Consider the following 22,495-nt stretch of genomic DNA (forward strand, 5'->3'; position numbering starts at 1 on the left):
AGGCACGTATTTCTGGTCGGCCCCGTGGCCAGCGCAATGGACTAAGGGAAAAATTCTCACAGCTCATTTTAAGCGCAGCTTTGCTGCTGCTGAGCTTTGTGGGGACCAGCGGCGTGGCCTGGGCAGCGCCCGAAGACACGCTGGTGGTGAACCCAGCCCAGCAGGCCGTTTACCTCGACGAGAATTATTACAGCATGCTGGAAGACCCTTCCGGCCAGCTTACCGTGGCCGATGTGCAGTCGCCGGCCTGGAGCCGCCGCTTCGTGATGATGCGCGGCTCGGGCCACCCGGCCAACATCAACCGCACGCACAGCGCCTACTGGCTGCGCCTCACCGTGCGCCACGCCCCCACCGAAACAGCGGCCTGGTACCTGGAGCTCTACGACTCGCACATTGGGCAGGCCGTGTTTTTCCGGCCCCGGCCCGGCGCGGCGGCCGGCTACGACAGCGTGACGACGGGCGCCAACCTGCCCTTTGCCACCCGGCCCCATCCTTATAAGAATTTCCTGTTCGACATTCCGCCCCGGCCCGGCCAAACCGCCACCTACTACCTGCGCCTGCACTCCGACACGCGCACCAGCTTCCGGGCCATGCTGCACAGCAGCGCGGGGCTGATACCGGAACTGTCGGTGCAGTACTGGCTGCTGGGCGTGTTCTACGGCATCCTGGTTATCATGCTGCTGTACAACCTGATACTGTTCTTTTTCCTGAAGGAGCAGACGTACTTGTCCTACGTACTGTACGTGCTTAGCGGCACGCTATTGTTTCTGACGGAAGACGGGCTGGGGTTTCAGTACCTGTGGTCCGACTGGCCTAGCTTCAACCACTTCATTGGCGCAATGGCGCCGGTGCTACTGCTCATCACGTTTGCCGTGTACGCGAGCGGCTTTCTGGACATGGCCTCGCGCCTGCCGGCCCTGCACCGTCTGGGCCGCTGGGTGGTGGGGCTGAGCACGGGCCTGCTGGTGCTCGATGCGGCGGTGGTGCATTCGGGCTTTAGCTTCTGGCTGTATTTGCTGCCGTATGGCTTGCTGTACTACTCGGCCTTCTGCGCCTACCGCAATGGGCTGCGGCCAGCGCGCTACCTGCTGCTGGCCCAGGCGCTGGTGGCCAGCAGCCTCACCTTCCTCATCATGCGCAAGCTGGGCATCGACTTTTATAACAATGCCTACACCGTTTACAGTCTCTACGCGGCCTTCGTGGCCGAAGTAGTGATTCTGAGCTACGCGCTGGGCGAAAAGCTCAAGGGCCTGATGGACACCACCCTGCTCACCCAGCACCGCCTGCTGAAGCAGCTGCGCAAGAAGCACCAGGCCCAGGACCGCCTGGTGGAGCAGATGCGCGAAAACCAGCAACTGAAAGACCAGCTGAACTCCGAGCTGGAAGCCCTGGTGACCCAACGCACCGCCGAGCTGCGCCGCCAAAACGACACCGTGGCGGCCCAGAACCGCGAACTGCTGGAAGCCAATGGCCTGCTGGCCCTGCAGTCGGCCGCCATTGAGAAGCTGAACAACGACCTGAGCCGTGACCTGCACGCCGAGAAAGCGGCCCGTATAGAAGCCCGCGAGGTAGACTTTGGCGAGTTCAGCCAGATTTACCCCGACAAAGACGCCTGCCTGCGTTACCTGGCCGATTTGAAGTGGGCCAACAACGCCTACCGCTGCCGCAAGTGCGGCCACGAGAAAAGCTGCGAGGCCCGCGAGCCTCACGCGCGCCGTTGCACCCGCTGCCGCTACGTAGAGTCGGCCACGGCGGGCACCCTGCTGCAGAAGTGTAAGTTTTCCATCGTGAAGGCGCTGTACGCGGTGTTTCTGCTGCATGCGCACCGGGGCGTGTACTCGTCGTCGGAGCTGGCGCGGGTGCTGGAGCTGCGACAGGCCACTAGTTGGGCCTTCGCCCAAAAGGTATTGGCCGCCCTGCAGCGCCGCCGGCAAGCTCCCGACTACGCTGACGGCGAACCGTGGACGCATGTGCTGCTCGACGCGGCTTTCGAGCCCGAACTAGCCGAAGCCGAGGCGGCGGAAACCAGCGAGTGAGCGGGCCAGAATGTTCCGGCAACGTTTGCAAAACAGGGGCGCTTCTGCTAAACGGCTTTAGCAGGAATCTGGACTGTGTTGCCTAAGATTTATTACCAAGGCTTGCGCAACATGATATTTTTTTCAATTTGAGCCATTTTTTTTCATTGTTTTTTAGCCTGAAGGCCCAAAACATGAAAAGCTTCCGTGCAAGGGCTATAGGGCCGAAAGCGGATTTTTTGCGTGTGCGGCAAGCGTATAAGCTACTAGGCGACTAACCGAAAAAACGCCGAAATCAGCCTCTGGAGGCAGTTTTGCTGCTTGCGTTTGCGAAACACACCCCTATACATTTGGGCATCTCATCCCACCTGATGCCCGTGTTTCGCTCTCCTTTCGGCTCCCTTTCTGTTGCTTCTTCCGGCGCATCTGCGACGGCAGCAGCCAGCTCTTTCCGCTACCGGAAACTGCTGTTGCTGCTCCCGCTTTTGGTGGCGTGCCAGCGGGGCGCGGTGCCTGCGGCAACGGTAGCTTCTGCACCTGCCAGCTCAACTTTACCCACGCCGGTGTCGCCAGCGTCGGCCTTCAGCCCACGCGTGCAGCAGCTACTGGCCCAGATGACACTGGAAGAAAAAATCGGGCAGATGACCCAGCTCAACCTTTCGGCCATCAACACGACGGGGGAGAACAAGGACGTGGTGCTTGATTCGGCCAAGGCCGCTGCTTTGGTACGGGATTTTCACGTGGGCTCGTTCATCAACGGGGAGGCCGTGCCAGCGGCCCAGTGGGTGCGCTACTGTGCAGCCCTGCAACGCATTGCCTTGCGCGAGTCGCGGCTGCACATCCCCGTGCTGTACGGCATCGACCACGTGCACGGCGCCAGCTACGTGAGCGGTACTGCCATTTTCCCGCACAACCTCAACCTGGGCGCCACCTTCAACCCCGAGCTGGCCCGCCTCACGGCCCGCGCCACCGTGCTGGAATCGGCCGACCTGGGCCACCGGTGGCTGTTTGCTCCCAACCTGGATTTGGGCGTGAACACCTACTGGCCGCGCCTGTACGAATCTTACGGCGAAGACCCGCTGGTGGCGGCTACCCTGGGCGCCGCTTTTGTGCGGGAGATTCAGACCAACAAGGAGATAGCGCCCTACCAGGTGGCAGCCTGCGCCAAACACTTCCTCGGCTACTCCGACCCGCGCAACGGCTGGGACCGCACCAACGCCCTGATACCGGACCAGCGGCTGCAGGAGTTCTTCCGGCCTTCGTTTCAGGCCGCAATCGATTCGGGCGTTAAGAGCGTGATGGTGAACTCCGGGGCCATTAACGGCGAGGCAGTGCACGCTTCTCGTGCCATCCTTACCGACTTGCTGCGCGGGCAAATGGGCTTCAAGGGTGTGGTGGTGACCGACTGGGAGGACATTAACCGGCTGGTGAAGGTGCAGAAAGTTGCGCCCAATGAGAAAGAAGCCACCTGGATGGCTGTGGACGCGGGCATCGATGTGGCCATGACGCCCTACAACACCAACTTCTGCCAGTTCGTGAAGGAATTGGTGCAGGAAGGGCGCCTAACGCCCGAGCGCATTGAACTGTCGGCCGGGCGGGTGCTGCAGATGAAGGACGAAATTGGTCTTTTCGAGAACCCCATGCCGCGCGCCGACCGGCTGGCCCGCGTGGGCGACCCGGCCCTGCGCGCCCAGGCCGTGGCAGCGGCCCGGGAGTCGCTGGTGCTGCTCAAGAACCGCAACAACGCGCTGCCGCTGGCGCCCGCCCGGGTGAAGCGCCTGCTGGTGCTGGGCCCCTCGGCCGAGTCGCGCGCCAACCTGTGCGGCGGCTGGACACTGGGCTGGCAGGGCCGGCCCGAGGGAGATTTCCCCAAGGACGTGCCCACGCTGGTTGATGCCCTGCGCAAAGAATACCCCAACGCCGCCATTGAAACCCTTCCCTACAGCACCGCTACCGGCAACACCCTGCCAGCCAACGTGACAGCGGCCGCCAAGCGCGCCGATGCGGTGGTGCTGGCCTTGGGCGAAAGGCCCTACACCGAAGTGCTGGGCAACACCTCGGACCTGACCTTGCCTGAAGACCAGCAGCAGCTGGCGCGCGCCGCCCAGGCCAGCGGCAAGCCAACGGTGCTGGTGGTCATTGGCGGCCGGCCGAGCATCATCCGGAGCGTGGCGGCGGGCAGCGCGGCCATCATCTGGGCGGGGCTGCCGGGGTATGGGGGCGGAACGGCGCTGGCCGAAGTCATTAGTGGACGCACCAATCCCAGCGGCCGGCTGCCTTTCACTTATCCGCAGTTTGCCGGCCACATCACCAACTACCACCACGACAACAGCGAGAACAGCCTCGACCTCAAAGACTTTGCCGCGGGCTTCGGACAGACGGCGCCCAAATACCAGAGCGGCATGCTCACCGAGTTTGGCGAGGGGTTGAGCTACACCTCTTTCGCTTATTCCGGCCTGGCCTTGAGCGACTCGGCGCTGACGGGTACCGGCGCCCGGCTGCGCGCCACGGTGCGCGTGGCCAACACCGGGCCGCGCGCCGGGCAGGAGGCGGTGCTGTGGTTCCTCACCGACGAGGTGGGGCGCGTGGCGCGGCCGGTGCGCCTGCTCAAGCATTTTGAGAAACAGCCATTTGCCGCAGGGCAGTCGCGTGAAATGGCTTTCACCATCGACCCGCTGCGGGACTTGAGCTACCCCGACGGACACGGCCGGCCCCAGCTCGAAGACGGCTGGTACACGCTGCGCGTGGGCTCGCAAATGGCCCGGTTCCGCTACGCCGGCAAGGCCACGGCGGAACGGCAGGCCGCTTCGGGCTCGACCAACTAGCTGTTGGGGCCTGGCAGCTGCTGGGCGGCTTGTCTTTTGATTTTCAACACTTTTCCCACCCTTTCATTAATCTCACGATGAAGCGAGACGTTTACAAGAATGCGCTGCTTGGCCGCACAGCGGTGCTGCTGGCTTGCGGGCTGCCCGCGCTGGCTCCGAGCACGCCGGCCGTGGCCGCCGCCCGGCCGCTCAACCGGCCGGTGGCCGATGTGCCCGTGAGCGGGCGCGTGACCGGGCCCGACGGCGCCGGCATTCCCGGCGTGACGGTGCTGGTGCGCGGCACCACCGTGGGCACCAGCACCAACTCCGACGGAGCTTTCAACCTGACGGCGCCTGAGGGCAGCACGCTGGTGTTCAGCTTTGTGGGCTACACCACCCAAACGGTGGTGGTGACGGCGGCCAATGCCGGGGCCGTGGCCGTGAGCCTGAAAGAGGACGCCCAGAAGTTGAGCGAAGTGGTGGTAGTGGGCTACGGCACCCAGGAGCGCGGCAGCGTGACGGGCGCCATCTCCTCGGTGGGCGCGGCCGACATTGTGCGGCAGCCCGTGCCCGATGTGACCCAGGCCATTCAGGGCAAGGTGTCGGGCGTGACCATTACCTCCAACGGCGGGGCGCCGGGTGGGGCGGCGGGCACCTCGGTGCGCGTGCGCGGCATCACGTCGGCCGGCAACAACAACCCGCTGTACGTGGTGGACGGCTTCCCGCTGCCCGACGGCGGCGACAACCAGCTGAACGCCATCAGCCCCAACGACATTGAAACGATTGACATTCTGAAGGATGCCTCGGCCACGGCCATTTATGGCGTGCGGGCGGCCAACGGGGTGGTCATCATCACCACCAAGCGGGGCAAGGCCGGCCGGACCACCGTCAACCTCGACGGCTACCGAGGCGTGCAGGTACTGGCGCGCAAGCTGGACTTGCTGAACGCGCAGGAATACGCCGTTATCAACAACGAAAGCCGCATGGCGGCCGGCAAGCCCATTGCCCTGGACAAGCTGCGCGACCCGGCCGCGCTGGGCGAAGGCACCGACTGGCAGGACCTGGTGTTCCGGCAGGCCAAGATTCAGAACTACTCGCTGGGCGCCACGGGCGGCAGCGACAAGGCCCGCTACGCCCTGTCGGGCACCTATTACCAGCAGGACGGCATCATCGTGGGCACCAACTTTGAGCGGTTTACGCTGCGAGCCAACGGCGACGTGCAGGTAGGCAAAATGCTGAAAATAGGCAACAGCATTTCGCTCACGCACCTGAGCGACCGGCAGATAACGAGCAACAGCGGCGAGTACGGCGCCGTGCAGCAGCTGCTGCGCATGCCGCCCACGGTGCAGGCCTACCGCCCCGACGGCTTCTGGTACCAGCCCGACAGCGAGCACGACAACTTCACGGAGGAAAACCCGCTGGCTACCTCGCTGCGCAACAACCAGAAGTTCACCCGCAACCGCGCCATCACCACGTTCTACGCCGAGCTGGAGCCGCTGAAGGGGCTGAAGTTCCGCAGCAACGTGGGCGTCGATTTCATCTTCGACAACTTCAACAGCTTTGCGCCCAAGGCGCCGGAGCTGGCGGGCTACACCACGCGCCCGGCCTACCTCACGGCGGGCGCCTCGGCCACGGCCAGCTACGCGCCCAGCTACCTGATTGAGAACACGGCCACCTACGACCACCTGTTTGGCGGCAAGCACCAGGTGACGTTCCTGGTGGGGCAGTCGGCCCAGGAGTTCAACTACAGCAACGTGGAGGCCTACCGCTCGCAGTACACGCGCAACGACCTGCAGGTGATTAACGCGGGCCCCATCAACACGCTGGTGGCCAATGCGGGCACCATCGACGCGGCGCGGCGCCTGGCCAGCTACTTCGGGCGTTTGAACTATGAGTTCGGCGGCAAGTACATCTTCCAGGCCGTGGTCCGCTACGACGGCTCCTCGCGCTTTCAGCCGGGCGAGAAGTTCGGCTTCTTCCCGGGGGCTTCGGCGGGCTGGCGCATCTCGGAGGAGGAATTCCTCAAGGGCAACCACACCATCAGCAACCTGAAGCTGCGCGTGGGCTACGGGCAGGTGGGCAACGAGCTGAACGCCGGCCGCTTCGCCTACCTGTACAATATCAACTTCGGCAGCTCCTACCCCTTCGGGCCCGACGGCGCCCTGAACGTGGGCGCAGCCCCCATTCGCCTGGCCAACGGGGACCTGCGCTGGGAGAAGAACAACCAAACTAACATCGGCCTGGACTTCGGCTTCCTCGACAACCGCTTTGAGGCCAGCATCGACCTCTACAGCCGCAACTCGCCCAACCTGATTGCGCCGGTGCCGGTGTCGCTGGTGTCGGGCACCTACCAAGCTGTGGACCGCAATGCGGCCTCGGCCTACAACCGCGGCGTGGATGTGTCGTTGACCTCGCACAACTTCACGGGCGCCGAAGGGGCGCTGAACTGGTCGACCACCCTGAACGTGTCGGCTTTCAAAACCCGCCTGCAGTCGCTGGGCCTGGGCATTCCCTACAACGGCGCCGGCTACCTGAGCGGCAGCGTGGTGCGCTACGACGTGGGGCAGCCTTTCGGGGCATTCTACGGCTACGTGGCCGACGGCCTGATTCAGAGCCAGGAAGAGCTGAACTCGCTGAACGCCGGGGCTGTGGCCGGCTCTGCCAAGGCCGACTACTACCAGCAGAGCGGCACCGGCCCCGGCGACATCAAGTTCCGCGACCTGAACGGCGACGGCACCATCACCGATAAGGACCGAGCGTTCATCGGCAATCCCAACCCGAACTTCTCGTTTGGCCTCACCAACACGCTCAGCTACAAAAACTTCGACCTGAGCTTCTTCATTCAGGGCGTGCAGGGCAACGACGTGTACAACCTTAACCGCTACATCACGGAAGGGGCCCTGTACGGCACCACCAACGGCACCACCCGCCTGCTGAACCGCTGGACCGGCGCCGGCACCAGCAACGACGTGCCCCGCGCCATCAACGGCGACCCGAACAACAACCTGCGCGTGTCGTCGCACTACGTGGAAGATGGCTCCTACGTGCGCCTCAAGAACCTGACCTTCGGCTACACCCTGCCGCGCAACGTGATGAGCCGCATTTCGGCCTCGCAGATTCGCGTGTACTTCACGGCCCAAAACCTGGTGACGCTGACCAAATACACCGGCTACGACCCCGAGGTGAGCGCCAGCGGAATCGACCTGGGCATTTACCCGCAGACGCGCGTCTTCATGGGCGGCCTCAACATCGGGTTCTAATCCTCCTCTCAAATTCCCACCTAGCAATCATGACTATTTCGAAATTTACCTGCGGCGCTTTCCTTCTGTCGTTGGGCCTGTTTTCGGCGGGCTGCGGCGAGAAGTTTCTGGCAGAGGCCCCGACCGACCAGGTGACGGACAGCAACTTTTACCAGACCCAGACCGACGCCATTCAGGCCGTGAACTCGGCGTATAGCGAGCTGACCAAGGAAGGCCAGTACAACGCCGCTTTGTGGGCCATTGATATTATGGCCGACGTGTCGGGCACCGGCGCCGACGACGGCAACGACGGCATCGAGTACAAGCAGTTGGAGCGGTTTTCCATTCCGGCCACCAACACGGTGGTGAACCGCCTGTGGGGCGGCAGCTTCATCGGCATTCAGCGGGCCAACCTGGTGCTGCAGAAGGTGCCCGGCATCAAGAACATTGACCCGGCCATTCAGCGCCGCTGCCTGGGCGAGGCCCAGTTCCTGCGCGCCAAGTACTACTTCGACCTGGTGCGGGTGTACGGCGACGTGCCCTTGTTCACGAAGCCGCCCACTAGCCCGGCCGAAGTCAACATTGCCCGCACGCCGGTGGCCGACGTGTACAAACAGATTGAGCAGGACCTGATTGATGCCTACGGCAACCTCGACGCCACCTACACCGGCGACAACCTGGGCCGCGCCACCAAGTGGTCGGCCGCCGGCCTGCTGGCCAAGGTGTACATCACCGAGGACAAGAAGCCCGAAGCCGCCCGGTGGGCCCGCGACGTGATTGCCAACTCGGGCAAAAGCCTGTACCCCAACTACGCCGACATTTTCAAGGTGGAGAATGACAACGGCATGGAGTCGTTGTTTGAGGTGCAGTTTATCAGCGGCAAGAACACCGATAACTACGGCTACACCCGCAACCAGGCCGGCTCGGCCATGAACGAGTTCTTCGGCCCGCGCGGCAAAAACCTCACGCCCGGTAGCGGCTACGGCTTCAACATCCCGGAAATTGATTTCGTGAACGGCTACGAGGCCGGCGACACCCGCAAGGCGGCCACCGTCTGGGTGCCCGGCGACACCTACCCCGACGGCACCCGGGCCACCACCACGCCGGTGGCCGGCTCGCCGCTGGGCGACTACAACTGCAAAAAGTGGTTTGTGGGCAAGACGGGCACCAACATCTGGGACTCGCCCCTGAACATGAAGGTGCTGCGCCTGGCCGAAATGTACCTGATTCTGGCCGAGGCCGTGGGCCCAACCCCGGAAGGGCTCGAAGCCATCAACAAGGTGCGGCGCCGGGCCTTTGGCTTGCCCATCAACACGCCCTCGCCGGCCCGTGACCTGGTCATCAACGGGCCCAACTTCGACGACGCCGTGCTGCGCGAGCGCCTCTACGAGCTGGCTTTCGAGATGGACCGCTGGTTTGACCTCAAGCGCAAGGGCAAGCTGATTTCGCGCATGACCGAGCACGCCCTGTACCTGCGCTCGCTCAACAAGGGCTTCGACCGCGGCATTCCGACCCAAACCAACCTGGTGCTGCCCCTGCCGCAGTCGGAGCTGGACGCCAACCCCGGCCTGAAGCAGAACCCCGGCTACTAGGCCGTCCCTCTCACCGTTTCTCAGCTTGATTTGACATGAAAAACCTCCGAAACAACGCGGTTTTGATGCTCCTGGGCGGCGCCTTGCTACTGGCCTCCTGCGACAAAAAAGACACCGGCACTCTGGCAGGCCCCCCGCCCGCCGGCACCTTCACCACCACCTCCCGCACCGTGGGGCTCACCACTGAAGTCACCTTCACGGCCGCGCCTAATCCCGATGTGTACCTCTACCACTGGGAGTTTGGCGACGGGGGCGGCACCAACGGCACGGGCTCGGTGGCCACGGGCCAAACCGTGACGCACGTGTACACCAAGGGCGGTACCTTCAAGGCGCAGCTCATAACCGACGGCCGGGGCGGCCAGACCTTCGGCACACCCCAGGACGTGGTGATTCCTTCTTCGCTGAACGTGGTGAAGCAGTACCTCACCGGCGGCTCGTCGCGCACCTGGAAGCTCGACAACGGCGTGGTGGCCCCCATCACCGTGGGCCCCTCCGACACCGACCCCGTGAGCTACTACGGCGGCAACCCGGCGCCCGGCGGCCTGCCCGCCTGCCAGGCCGACGACGAGTACACGTTCAGCACGGCCAACGTGTTTACCTACGACGCCAAGGCCCAGACCTTTGTGGCCGGGGCCACCGGCGGCTGCCAGGCCCCGCGCAACGTGAGCACGCCCTTCACCTTCGGCGACTCCACAGGCCCGGGCGTGGCCCAGCTTACCTTGGCCAGCGCCACCCCTTCGCCCTTTATCGGCGTGACGGATGCGCCCAACCTCACCTACCGCATTTTGTCCATTAGCAACACCAACATGGTGCTGCGGGCCGGCAGCACGGCCGCGGGCGTGGTGTTCGACCTGAAGCTGGTGGTGAAATAGGGCCGCGCGGCTTCCGCTTTTATCTGATTTCCTTTCCCATTTCCCTGCTTATGAATTTTTCCCGGCACAATGCGCTGAGTCGGTTCGGGGCCGGGGCCAGCTTCTGGCTGGCCCTGAGCCTGACGGGCTGCACCAAAGAAGCCGCAAAGGTGATTCCGCCGGCCCCGCCGGTGGTGCCGGCCGTCAACGAAGAGCAGCGCAGCTTCGCCGACTACACCAAGCTGGTGTGGGCCGACGAGTTCGACGACCGCACCCTCGACCAAAGCAAGTGGACCTACGACCTGGGCGGCGGCGGCTGGGGCAACAACGAGCTCGAAACCTACACCAACTCGCCCGATAACGTGTACCTCAGCGGCGGCAACTTGGTGATTAAGGCCATCAAAACCACGCCCACCGGCAATTCCTACACCTCGGGCCGCATCCTCACCAAGGGCCGCAAAACCTTCCAGTACGGCCGCCTCGACGTGCGCGCCCAGGTGCCCAAGGGCAAGGGCGTGTGGCCCGCCATCTGGATGCTGGGGGCCGACATCGACCAGAATCCCTGGCCCCGCTGCGGCGAAATCGACATCATGGAGCTGCGCGGCAGCCGGCCCCGGGAGCTGCTCAGCACCATGCACTTCCAGAACGCGCAGGGCGCCCACGGGCAGTCTGGCATTGTGCAGGCCCAGCCGGCCGACCTGTCCGACGCCTTCCACACCTATTCGGTGGTGCGCAGCAAGGACCTGCTGCGCTTCTTCATCGACGGGCAGCAGTACTTCACCTTCAACAACGGCGGGGCCAGCCCCAACCCGTTCAACAACCCTTTTTTCGTGATTTTGAACGTGGCCGTGGGGGGCAATTTCGACGGCAACCCCGACGCTACTACCACCTTTCCGCAGCAAATGGAGGTGGAATACGTGCGCTTCTATCAATACCAATGAGCCAGCCGCTTGGCTGGCTCGCTGCCACTCCGGTCGGGACTTGGTGGGAATTTCGACCCGCCGGATAGGGCGGCGGCTGCACTCGGTTCGGACAAGCCGGGTGCGGCTGCCCCCGATGGCAGAACGTGTACCCCGAAGCCCTGCTTCGGTCCATTGAACGAAACCCGGACGAAAACGCCAACCATTTGCCAACGTGAGCCGAAGCAGTGCTTCGGGGTACACGTTCTACTTTCGCCCTTATCAGCTATGATTTCCATGCTTCTTTCCGGCCTGTTGGCGCTGGGCCACGCCGGCCCGCCGCCTGCCGCGCCACCCGCCAAGCCGCGCTACACCTTCACGAAGCTGGTGTGGAGCGACGAGTTCAATTACACCGGCCTGCCCGACTCGACCAAGTGGACCTACGACGTGGGCGGCAGCGGCTGGGGCAACAAGGAAGAACAATACTACACCAAGCGCCGCCGCGAAAACGCCCGCGTGGAAGGCGGCCACCTCATTGTGGAAGCCCGCAAGGAAGCCCTGGTGGCGGCCAACCCGTTCACCTCGGCCCGGCTGGTCTCGCGTGGGCCCGGCGGCAGCCTCACCTACGGCCGCATCGAGGTGCGGGCCAAGATTCCGGCCGGGCGCGGCACCTGGCCCGCCATCTGGATGCTGCCCGACCAAAACCCCTACGGCAACCACAGTTGGCCCGACAACGGCGAAATCGACATCATGGAGCACGTGGGCTACGACCCGAACGTGATTCACGCCACCACGCACTGCAAGGCCTACTACTTCCGCATCAACAACCAGAAAACCGGCATCACCAGGCTGCCCGACGCCACCACGGCCTTCCACACCTACGCCATCGAGTGGACGCCGGAAACCATTACCGCCGACATCGACGGCGAGTTGTACTTCGCCACCCGCAACGAGCGCACCGGCTGGGAGGCCTGGCCCTGGGACAAGCCCTTCCACCTGCTGCTGAACGTGGCCGTGGGCGGCGAGTGGGGCGGCCAGAAAGGCATCGACGAAGCCGCCTTTCCGCAGCAGATGGTGGTGGACTACGTGCGGTTTTATGCCATGAAGAAGAGTTGACACGAGGCGCCTCACCCCCGGCCCCTCCGAAATGAGAAGCGAGCCAGCCGATTTCCATCTGGAGCAGGACCGGTGCCCCCGAAGAATGCTTGGTCGCATTCCCTTTAAGAGAGGGGGTCAGGGGGTGAGGCGCCCACTCGAAGCTTACGCCGCCGGATTGGTGAGACTCCGGCCGGTGTTGCCGATGCCGGACTTCATGGACAACCGGCGTCACGATGAAGGAACGAGCCCGGTGGCACTAACTGAGTGAGGCGCCGGCCCGGCTCGTTCCTTCTGCGGCATCAGGCCGCCCTTCCCTTTGAATTTCTATCCTCCTTATGATTTCTATCCTCCTTATGCTAAAACCTTCCTCCATTTTCCGGCAACTGGCCGTTGCGGCCGCGCTGAGCCTGGCCGCCAGCGCGTCTGCATCTGCCCAGCGCCTCGGGCTGGAATTCCGCGTCGACTCCCTGCTCAAAGCCATGAGCACCGAGGAAAAGCTGGCCCAGCTCACCAAAAACAGCTTCATGACCACGCCGGACAACGCCCGGCTCCGGATTCCTGGCTTTGTGATGGACGACGGGCCCCACGGCGTGCGCTTTGAGAAAGCCACGGCCTGGCCCACCGGCATGGGGCTGGTTTCTACCTGGAACCGCAGCCTGTCCGAGCGTGTGGGCGAAGCCATGGGCACCGAGTTCTGGGCCTTCGGCAAGCAGCAGCAGCTGGGCCCGTGCATCGATTTGGCGCAGGACCCGCGCGGCGGCCGCAGCGCCGAAAGCGGCGGCGAAGACCCTTATCTGATTGGGCAGCTACAGTCGCGCGTGGCCTTCGGCATCCAGAAAACGCCGGTGATGGCTACCGTGAAGCACTTCATGATTGAGGGCAAGCAGGCCACGCGCCACGAACGTAACGAGCTTTTTACCGACCGCGGCGTGATGGAGCATTACGGCTACAACTTCCGCACGGTGGTGCAGGAGGGCGCCGTGCTCAGCGTGATGTCGGCCTACAACCTGATTAACGGCGAACACGCCGCCGAAAGCCCTAACCTGCTGAATACCGTGCTGCGTGAGCGGTGGGGCTTCCCGTTCTACGTGGTGTCGGATTGGGACGCGGTGCACGACACGAAGAAGGCCATCATGGCCGGCAACGACGTGTGCATGGGCTCCGACGACTACCTCAAGGACCTACCCGGCCTGGTGGCCAGCGGCGCCGTGCCGATGACGGCCATCGACGCGGCCGTGCGCAACGTGCTGCGCACGAAAATCATGGCCGGCCTGCTCGACTATTACCCCAAAGGCACTCCGGCCGCCGCCAACACGCCAGCCCACACCCGGCTCAACCAGCAGGCCGCCCGCGAGTCCATCATTCTGCTCAAAAATGCGGGCAACATTTTGCCCCTGAAAAAGTCCACCATGAAGCGCATCGCCCTCATCGGCCCTAACGCCGATAAGGGCAACCTGAATTGCTTCGGCAGCTCCGAAACCAGTCCGCCCTACTCCGTGAGTTTGAAGCAAGGGCTAGAAACCAAGCTCGGCGTGGATAAAATCTCTTTCCTGAAAGGCTGCGACATGAACAGCGCCGACACCAGCGGCTTCAAGCTGGCGCGCGAGCTGGCCCGCAAGTCGGACGTGGTGATATTCGCCGCCGGCCTCGACAGCACCCAGGAGGGCGAAGCTTACAACTCGGGCCACGACCGCGCCAACAACTCGGCTACCCTGCCCGGCCAGCAGCAGGCGCTGATTATGGCCTTGGCCAAAGCCAACCCCAACGTGGTGGTGGTGGTGCAAAGCGGGGGCGTGTGCGCGATGCACGAAAGCCTGCCTCGTACCAAAGGCCTTATTTACAGCTTCTACGCCGGCCAGGAAGCTGGCACCGCGCTGGCCGATGTGCTGCTGGGCGACTACAACCCCGCCGGCCGCCTGCCCGTGACCATGCCCACCGGCGACAGCCAGCTCCCCGCCTGGAACGACGACCTGCGCGACCCCAACGGCGTGGGCTACCGCCTCTACGACCAGAAAAACATGAAGCCGGAGTTCGCCTTCGGCGCGGGCCTAAGCTACACCACCTTCCAATACAGCAACCTGCAGCTGCCCAAAGCCCCCGTAGCCGCCGGCGCCCCCGTCACGGTGAGCGTGGACGTGACCAACACCGGCGCCGTAGCCGGCGACGAAGTGGTGCAGCTTTACCTCAGCGACAAGTCGGCGAAAGTGGCCATGCCGCAAAAGCAGCTCAAGGGTTTCGAGCGCATCAACCTATCTCCGAAGCAGAAAAAGACGGTCAGCTTCACGCTCTCGGCCGAGGACTTTTACCTCTGGAACGAGCAAGCCAAGGCCTACGAAGTGCACCCCGGCGCCTACGCCATCAAGGTGGGCCCGGCCTCCGACAAGCTGCCCCTGGGCGGGGCCCTCACCCTGCAAGCCGCCACCGCCAAGCCCGATTTGAAGGTGACGCAGGTGTTCACCGTGCCGCGCTACCCGCGCCCCGGCCAGGCCGTGACGTTCTATGCGATGGTAAAAAACATGGGCACCGCTCCCGTAGCTACCGGCAGCCAGCTCGGCGTGAATTTTACCGTCGACAAAGCCACCGTGGGCAGTCTGCAGGGCCTGCAACAGCCGCTGCTGCCCGGCCAGGCCCGCCTGCTGCCCGCCACTACTAACAACTGGAAGCCCACCGCCAGCGGCACCTTCACCGTGGGCGCCGTCGTCGACGGCCGCAACGCCATCGGCGAGTGGCTGGAGAGCAACAACAGCTTCAGCCGGCCGCTTAAGGTGTATTAGGGTTTAACAACAGGTGTAGGGGCGGGGCTTGCCCCCGCCCGGTCGCACGAGCCGTTCCCACGGTTGCGTTCAACGACCGGGCGGGGGCGAGCCCCGCCCCTACTTCGTTCGTGTATGCCTCGGTGCCGCTCACCGGAGAAAGCGAGACGCTGCGTCAGCACAAAAGCCGCGCCCGTATCTTTGGCAACGGCTGTGCCCGGTGGTGCCGGCCGCCCTTTCTGCATGTTCTCGGCCACCTCTCTTCAACGCCTGTTCGGCATCAAAGCCAGCGAAACCCGCACCGTGGGGCTGTTTTTGCTGCATAATTTTCTACTCGGCATCGGCTCAGTGCTGGTGTACGTGGCCGCCAACGTGCTGCTGCTCGAGCACGAGCCCGAGCTAAGCCTACCCCTCGGCTACCTGGCCGGCGCCGCCGCCATGATGGCCGTGGGCAAAATTTACACCTACTTCGAGCACCACCTGCTGCTGAAAAAGCTGGCCGTGCGCGTGCTGCTGGCCGTGGTGGCCCTGGTCGGGGCGGTGGGCGCGTTGGTGGTGTTTGGGCATTCGGTGGCGGCGGCCGTGGCCATCATGGCCGGCTACCGGGTTATCTACCTGCTCACCAACCTCGAATTCTGGGGCGTGTCGGCGGTGGTGTTTGATGTGCGGCAGAGCAAGCGCCTGTTCAGCGTCATCAGTTCGGGCGACATGCCGGCCAAGGCCTTGGGCGCCCTGCTGGCCGCTCTCATCCACGGCGATGCGCAGCTGCCGGTGCTGCTGGGCGTGTCGTTTGTGGCCTACCTGGCGGCGCTGTTTGCCTTGCGCGCCACGCTCGGCTCGCACGTGGTGGAGGCCGCCGCCCGGCCGGTGCGCCGGCCGCAGCGGGCGCCGGGGCAGCTGGCGCGGCAGCTGTTTGGCGGCAGCGAGCTGGTACTGGCCATGTGCCTGAGTTTGCTGGCCATTGGGGCCGTGCTCACGGGCGTCGAGTACATGTTTTTCCTGAACGTGAAGCACAAGTTTCACGCTTCGGACGACGTGATGCGCTCGGTGGGCTGGGTGCTGGGCGGCACCTACCTCGCGGCCATGTTCTTCAAGCTATTGGTGAGCCGGCAGGCGCTGGAGCGCTACGGCGTGCAATGGTCGCTGCGGCTGCTGCCAGTGGTGGCGCTGGCTGCGCTCACCATCTTTGGCGGCCTGCAGGCCACCGGCGCCTATTCCCAAACCGGCCAGCTGGCCTTTTTCTGCGGCCTTTACCTGCTGCTGGAAGTGCTGCGCCGCACCGTGTTCGACCCGGTGTTTCTGGTGCTGTTTCAGCCGCTGGCGCCGCAGCAGCGCCTGGCCGCGCACACGCTGGCCAAGGGCTTCTACGAGCCGCTGGGCATGGGCCTCACGGGCCTGCTGTTTTTCACCTTCCGCTACGCTGATTGGCTGAGCGGGGCGGCGCCCTTCGTCTGGATGGGAGTCTTGCTGCTGCTGGCGCTGCTGTTTCTGGCTCGCACTTACCGCAGCTATTTAGCTGAACTGAAGGAAGGCCTGGGCCGCCGCTTCGCCGAAACTGCCGACCTGGCCCTGCCCGATGCCGCCCGCCAGGTGGTGCTTGGCCACCTGCAAAGCGCCCACCCGCTGGAAGTGCTCAATGCCATGAGCTGGCTGCACCAGCGCGAGCCCCACGCCCTGGGCCGCCACGCCCCCGCCCTGCTCCAGCACCCCGACGAGCGGGTGCGCCTGGCCCTGCTGGCCACCCCCGAAGTGCGCCCCCTGCCCCTCGATACCCTGCAGCAGCTGGCCCACCACGACCCCGCCCCCGCCGTGCGCGAAGCTGCCGCCCGCGAGTTTGCCGCCGCCGCGCCCGAGGTATCTACCCTGACCGCGCTGCTGGAAAGCACCGACCTGGCTGTGCGCCAGGGCGCCTTGCGCGGCAGCCTCGAAACCGCTCCGCAACACGCAGTCGCCCAAGCCAATTTGCGCCTATTAGCCGCCACACCCACCACGCACCGGGCCGCGCTGGCGCTATTGGCCTTCTTTCCGCTCGATGTACAGATTGAGCTGGTGGAACGCAGCCTGCACAACGCTGATGCGGCGGAGGCCCAGGCGGCGCTGGCAGCCATTGGCACCGTGGGGCACACTGCATTGGCGCAGTACCTACTGCATTCCCTGGGCGACAAGCAGCGCTGGCAGCCCGCCGCCGACAGCCTCGTGGCGCTGGGCCCGGCCGTGGTGCCACTGGTGCGCGAAGCCCTTTCGCACGACCCCGGCAATGCCATCACCCACCGCCTTACCACCGTGCTGGAGCGGCTGGACGCCCCTGCCAGCCGGGCCGCCCTGGTTGAATTAGCCCAGCGGCCCAATCTGTTTTCCCGGCTGGTGGCGTTGCGGGCCCTCCGCCGCTTCCCTGCCGAATACGCCGAAACCCCGCTGTTTGAGCGCCTGCTGCGCGAAGAGTTTGGCTTGGCCGCCCAGCTACTGCGCGGCCTCGTGGCCGACCCGCGCCCGGCCCTCCAAGCCACGGTGCAATACGAATTCGAGCTGCTGCATCAGCGCATCTTCGGTCTGCTGGCTCAGCTCTATGATGCGGACTCAGTGGCTACGGCCCAGCGCAACGTGGCCCACGCCGCCCGCGAGCGCCAAGCCAACGCCCTCGAAATCCTCGACAACCTGATTCCAAGGGCCATTTACCAGGGCCTGCAGACCCTGCTTGACGACACGCCCGTGGCCGAAAAGGCCCGCGTTTTCGCTGCCTTGACCAACTCTGGGGTAGCAACTCACACTCATCATCACCTGGCACCCGCCGGCCCCGCAGCGGCAGCTGGCAGCGCCATGGCACCGGCAGTGCCCACGCCCGCCCTTGCCGACGAGCCGCTGCCGACGCTGCTACTCCGCCGCGGCCCGGCCGCCTTCACCACTTGGACGCTCGGCGCAGCCCTGCGCCACTGGCAGCCCACCGAGCCCGATGCGGAAGAACTGCTTCGCCCCTACCTGCACTCGCCCCTTGCGCTGCTGGTCGAAAGCGCGCAACTGGCTGCCCACGCGCTGGAAGCCCACACCGGCCGGCCGCTTACCATTTCGCTTCTTCCCCCCTCCCCCATGAGCCACGCCGCCTCTTCCGAAACCCGCGTATCTGCCCTGGAACGTGTGGTGGTGCTCAAAAGCACCAGCCTGTTTGCCTCCACCCCCGAGAATGTGCTGAGCAGCATTGTGCCCATCATGAAGGAAGTGGCGTTTCACGAGGGCGAGGAAATCTTTGCCAAGGGCGACATCGGCACCTCGCTTTTCATCCTGCACGACGGACAGGTGGGCATCTTCAACGGCGAGCAGCAGCTGGCTACTTTTGGCCCGGGCGATTTCTTCGGCGAGTTGGCTTTGCTCGATGCCGAGCCCCGCTCCGCCTCGGCTGCGGCCCTCAGCCAGGTGCTGGCCTTCCGCATCGACCAAGAGGATTTCTACGACGTGATGGAGGAGCGCGCCGAGGTGCTGCGCAACATCCTGCGTATGCTCTGCCAGCGCATTCGCACCCAGAACGAGAAGATGCGCGAGCTAGCGGGATAAGTAGCCGTAGCGTGGACTCTGCGAGTCCGCGCATGCTAGAGCCGCAAGCATCGTTGGCCAAGGCGCGGACTCGCAGAGTCCACGCTACAGATTACTCCACTACCTCGTAAATCTTCACTGGCAGGGCCTTGTTTTTCAGCGTTACTTCGCCCACGAACTGGCAGTGAAATGACTCTTTCACGCGCTCATACACAGCTTCGCTGATGATAATCTGGCCGGCTTTGGCGGCCGACTGCAGGCGCTGCGACATGTTCACCACGTCGCCGATAACGGTGTAATCCAAACGCTTGAGCGAGGCCGAACCGATGTTGCCCGACACCACTTCGCCGGTGTTCACGCCGATGCTCACCTCGGGACGGTAGTCGAAGCCTTCGGGCAGCGGGGTTTCGCTGCTCATCAGGGCAGTACGGGCCGAGAGGGCCGCGTCAATGGCCCGGTCGAGGTGGTGCTCGCCGCGGAACACGCCCATCACGGCATCGCCCATGAACTTATCGACGTGGCCACCCTGCGCAATTACCTCCTTCACTATCAGGTCGAAATAGGTATTGAGCAGGCTCACCACGTCGGTGGGGTTCAGCTTTTCGGCCAGGGCCGTGAAGCCGCAGATGTCGAGGAAAACCACCGTGGCTTCCACCGTTTCGGAGGCCAGCAGGCGGTTCTCGAAGTCGGGCCGGGTCATGAAATTGAGCACCGTTTCGTCGACGTACATCTTCAGGATGTTGTTTTCCTGGATGGCGCGCAGGGTTTCGCGCAGCTGGCGCACCTGGTCGGCGGTTTTCTCGATGGTCACTTCCAGGTCGGCAAAGTCCACGGGCTTCACCACGAAGTCGAAGGCCCCGCGGTTCATGGCGGTGCGCAGGTTGCCCAGGTCGCCGTAGGCCGAGACGATGACCGTTTTCATGGCCGGGTGCTCGGAATGCGTTCGCGTGAGCAGGGTCAGGCCGTCCATCACCGGCATGTTGATGTCGGAGAGGATGATGTCGGTATCCGGGTGCTCGACGATGCGCGCCAGGGCCTCTTCGCCGTTGGTGGCGAACACAAACTCGTAGGCCTGCTCCCGAATCTTGCGTCTGAATTTCTGTTTAATCAGCAGTTCCAGGTCGGTTTCGTCGTCGACCACCAGAATTTTTGTTTTCATACAACTGATTATAATAGAATACCCTACAGAACTAGCCCCGAAACTTAGACCGGCCGCAAGTGCGCCAGCTTTTCCTTGAGCACGGCAAAATCCACGGGCTTGCTCAGGAAATCGTGGGCTCCCAGTGCTAGGGCTTTGCGGTGGCTGTCGTCGTCGCCGTAGGCCGTTATCATCATCATGGTGGTGGGCGGCATCTCGAACTCCTCCTTCACGTGGCCCAGCAAATCGAGCCCGCTCATGCCGGGCATGTTGATGTCGGAGAGGATGATGAGCACCTCAGAATGGTGCTGGCGCAGAAACTCCAGCGCCTCCTCGCCCGAAAACGCGAAGCTGAAGCTCCATTCCCCGCTCCGGATTTCGCGCCGGAAGCGCTGCTGAAACAAGTCGCGCACGTCGGTTTCGTCGTCAACCACCAGGATTTGCATGGGTAGATTTCTTATCTGATTTTGTGGTGCCAAAGGTAAAGTCCCGGCCGCTTAAGCCGGCAGCCGCAGCACAAATTCGGTGCCCTGCCCCTCCTGGCTTTCCACCGTGAGCGTGCCGCCGTGGCCGGTGGTTACGATGTCGTGGCTGAGCGAGAGGCCCAGGCCGGTGCCCTCGCCCACGGCTTTGGTGGTGAAGAAGGGTTGGAAAATCTTGGCCTTGATGCTGTCCGCAATGCCTACCCCGTTGTCGCGCACCCGGATTTCGGCGCCGCCCGGCACGGCGCGGGTGCTCACGCTCACCTGGGGCTGGTAGGCGGGGTCGGCGGCTTGGCGCTGGCGCTGCTGCACGGCGTGGAAGGCGTTGGTGAACAAGTTGATGAGCACCCGGCCCAGGTCCTGCGACACGGCGGGCACCTGGGGCAGCGCCGCGTCGAGCTGGGTTTCGAGTTCGGCGTTGAAGTCCTTGTCTTTGGTGCGCAGGCCCTGGTAGGCCAGGCGCAGGCTCTGGTCTACGAGGGCGTTGAGGTCGGTGGGCAGGCGCTGGCTGGTGCCGCTGCGCGAGTGCTCCAGCATGCCCTTGATGATGGACGTGGCCCGCTGCCCGTGCTGGCTGATTTGCTGCAGGTTCTGCTTCAGCCCGCTCAGGATTTCCTGCTCCAGCCCGGTGTTGCGGCTGGGGTCGCGGCGTTCGCCGGTGATTTCATCCACCAGGCCGGTGCTCACTTCCGCGAAGTTCTTCACGAAGTTGAGCGGGTTTTGCAGCTCGTGGGCAATGCCGGCCGTGAGCTCGCCCAGAAAGGCCATTTTCTCGCGCTGCACCAGCTGGTCCTGGGCGGTTTTTAGCTCGGCCAGCGACTGCTCCAGGGCTTCGCGGGCGCGCTGCTGCTGGCGGGCGTGGCGGCCCAGCAGCAGCGCCAGTGCCAGCAGCGCCACCACGCCCGCCACCAGGGCGTAGGTGCGGTAGCGGGCCTTGAGCGCCGCCTGGGCCGCAGCGGCTTCCTGCATGCGCTGCTGCTCGCGGTAGTTGAGGGCCTGCAGGCGCATCACCTTTTCCTGGCCGAAGAGCGTGTCCTGCATCAAAATTTTCAAGCTCTGGTACTTCAGGGCGCTGTCGGCGTTGCCGCGGCCTTTAAAATCCTGCGTGAGCAGGGTGCTGGCATTCAGTACGCCGCGCAGGAAGCCGTTGGTTTGGGCCGCCTGGCAGCCCAGGCGGGCGTAGTAGATGCTGGAATCGGCCTGGCCCTGCTGCTGGTAGAGGGTGGCCAGGCCCACGTAGGCAAAGTTGAGGCTGCGCAGGTGCTGCACCTGCTTCGACTCGGCGATGCTGGCCCGGTAAAACGCCTTGGCTTGGGCCGTGCGGCCCTGTTTGCGGGCCACATTGCCGAGGCCGTAGAGGATGTAGTTGGTGGGCGTGCGCAGGCGCCGGGCCAGGGTATAAGCTCTTTCCTGAAAAATGCGGGCCGAATCGAGCTGGTTGAACAGGTCGTAGGCCAGCCCAATGTTGCTGAGCTCGATGACGATGCGGCGGTCGTCGTGCAGCTGCTCGCCCAGGCGCAGGGCCCGGAAGTAGTAGGCCAGGCCCTGGCGCTGGTCGCGCAGGTACACGTAGATGATGCCGATGCTGCGCAGGTTCTGGGCGGCCAGAGCGCGGTCGTGGGTGGCTTCGGCAATGCGCAGCGACTTCTGAAACACTTCCAGGGCACGGGCCAGGTTGCTTTCGCGCAGGGCGGCGCCCAGGCGGTTGAGGGCCTCGCCCTCGCCGTGGCGGTAGCCGATGCGGCGGGCCAGGTTCAGGGCCTTGTAGGCGTACACGGCGGCCGAGTCGGTGCGCTGCGTCCAGAGCTGGTCGCTGAGCTGGCAGAGCAGTAGCACTTGGTCGTAGTTGGTTTGGGGCAGCGCCAGCAGGTGGCGCAGGCTGTCGACGGCCCGGCTCTGCGGAGGCTTGGGCAGCGGCTTCGGCAACTGCGACGGCCCAGCATTGGCGCGCGCCGGCACTGCGCCCGCCAGCAGCCAGCACGTCAGCAGCAGGCACAGCCAATTGGCCCTGGACAATAGCACAGAAAAAAGCGTAACGGGTTGGCGCAAGAATCGACGGTTGAACGCAGATGGAAAAAAAGCAGATTCCTATTTTGAGA

General features: G+C 64.3%; 12 protein-coding genes. 9 read left to right on the plus strand and 3 right to left on the minus strand.

Features of this window, described 5'->3' with window-relative positions; all coding sequences use genetic code 11:
• Positions 1 to 80: 80 nt before the first annotated feature.
• The 9 genes from MTP16_RS03545 (at position 81) to MTP16_RS03585 (ending at position 18,797) form a co-directional block, all read left to right on the plus strand.
• The gene (locus MTP16_RS03545) at positions 81 to 2,036 is read left to right on the plus strand and encodes a 7TM diverse intracellular signaling domain-containing protein (protein WP_243516008.1); all 1,956 of its coding nucleotides are present in this window, start codon (positions 81 to 83) and stop codon (positions 2,034 to 2,036) included.
• A 542-nt stretch (positions 2,037 to 2,578) separates the two neighbouring features.
• Positions 2,579 to 4,840, plus strand: a complete 2,262-nt coding sequence (locus tag MTP16_RS03550) for a beta-glucosidase family protein (RefSeq protein WP_243516010.1) — start codon at positions 2,579 to 2,581, stop codon at positions 4,838 to 4,840.
• A 77-nt stretch (positions 4,841 to 4,917) separates the two neighbouring features.
• Positions 4,918 to 8,079: a SusC/RagA family TonB-linked outer membrane protein gene (locus MTP16_RS03555; RefSeq protein WP_243516012.1), complete on the plus strand. Its 3,162-nt coding sequence runs from the start codon at positions 4,918 to 4,920 to the stop codon at positions 8,077 to 8,079.
• A 29-nt stretch (positions 8,080 to 8,108) separates the two neighbouring features.
• Positions 8,109 to 9,650 (plus strand): RagB/SusD family nutrient uptake outer membrane protein, encoded by a 1,542-nt coding sequence (locus tag MTP16_RS03560; RefSeq protein WP_243516014.1) that lies wholly within the window; start codon positions 8,109 to 8,111, stop codon positions 9,648 to 9,650.
• 35 nt (positions 9,651 to 9,685) lie between these two features.
• Positions 9,686 to 10,522 (plus strand): PKD domain-containing protein, encoded by an 837-nt coding sequence (locus MTP16_RS03565; RefSeq protein ID WP_243516016.1) that lies wholly within the window; start codon positions 9,686 to 9,688, stop codon positions 10,520 to 10,522.
• A 50-nt stretch (positions 10,523 to 10,572) separates the two neighbouring features.
• The gene (locus tag MTP16_RS03570) at positions 10,573 to 11,442 is read left to right on the plus strand and encodes a glycoside hydrolase family 16 protein (protein WP_243516018.1); all 870 of its coding nucleotides are present in this window, start codon (positions 10,573 to 10,575) and stop codon (positions 11,440 to 11,442) included.
• Between the two features lie 246 nt (positions 11,443 to 11,688).
• Positions 11,689 to 12,516 carry a glycoside hydrolase family 16 protein gene (locus tag MTP16_RS03575; RefSeq protein WP_243516020.1) on the plus strand — a complete coding sequence of 276 codons (828 nt, stop codon included), beginning with the start codon at positions 11,689 to 11,691 and terminating at the stop codon, positions 12,514 to 12,516.
• 335 nt (positions 12,517 to 12,851) lie between these two features.
• A complete protein-coding gene (locus tag MTP16_RS03580; RefSeq protein ID WP_243516021.1) occupies positions 12,852 to 15,272 on the plus strand; it encodes a glycoside hydrolase family 3 C-terminal domain-containing protein in 2,421 nt (806 codons plus the stop codon).
• 222 nt (positions 15,273 to 15,494) lie between these two features.
• The gene (locus MTP16_RS03585) at positions 15,495 to 18,797 is read left to right on the plus strand and encodes a cyclic nucleotide-binding domain-containing protein (protein ID WP_243516023.1); all 3,303 of its coding nucleotides are present in this window, start codon (positions 15,495 to 15,497) and stop codon (positions 18,795 to 18,797) included.
• A gap of 91 nt (positions 18,798 to 18,888) precedes the next feature.
• Here MTP16_RS03585 and MTP16_RS03590 read toward each other — a convergent pair whose 3' ends face one another.
• Genes MTP16_RS03590 through MTP16_RS03600 form a run of 3 tightly spaced genes read right to left on the minus strand, consistent with a single transcriptional unit; the run spans position 18,889 to position 22,418 of the window.
• Complete coding sequence (locus MTP16_RS03590) at positions 18,889 to 19,935, minus strand: adenylate/guanylate cyclase domain-containing protein (RefSeq protein ID WP_243516025.1); 1,047 nt, start codon at positions 19,933 to 19,935, stop codon at positions 18,889 to 18,891.
• Between the two features lie 44 nt (positions 19,936 to 19,979).
• Positions 19,980 to 20,360 (minus strand): response regulator, encoded by a 381-nt coding sequence (locus MTP16_RS03595; RefSeq protein WP_243516027.1) that lies wholly within the window; start codon positions 20,358 to 20,360, stop codon positions 19,980 to 19,982.
• A gap of 51 nt (positions 20,361 to 20,411) precedes the next feature.
• On the minus strand, positions 20,412 to 22,418 hold the full coding sequence (locus MTP16_RS03600) for an ATP-binding protein (RefSeq protein WP_243516028.1): 2,007 nt from the start codon (positions 22,416 to 22,418) through the stop codon (positions 20,412 to 20,414).
• Positions 22,419 to 22,495 lie beyond the last annotated feature (77 nt).

Origin of the sequence: Hymenobacter monticola (assembly GCF_022811645.1) — a bacterium.
In the GTDB taxonomy this organism is placed as follows: domain Bacteria; phylum Bacteroidota; class Bacteroidia; order Cytophagales; family Hymenobacteraceae; genus Hymenobacter; species Hymenobacter monticola.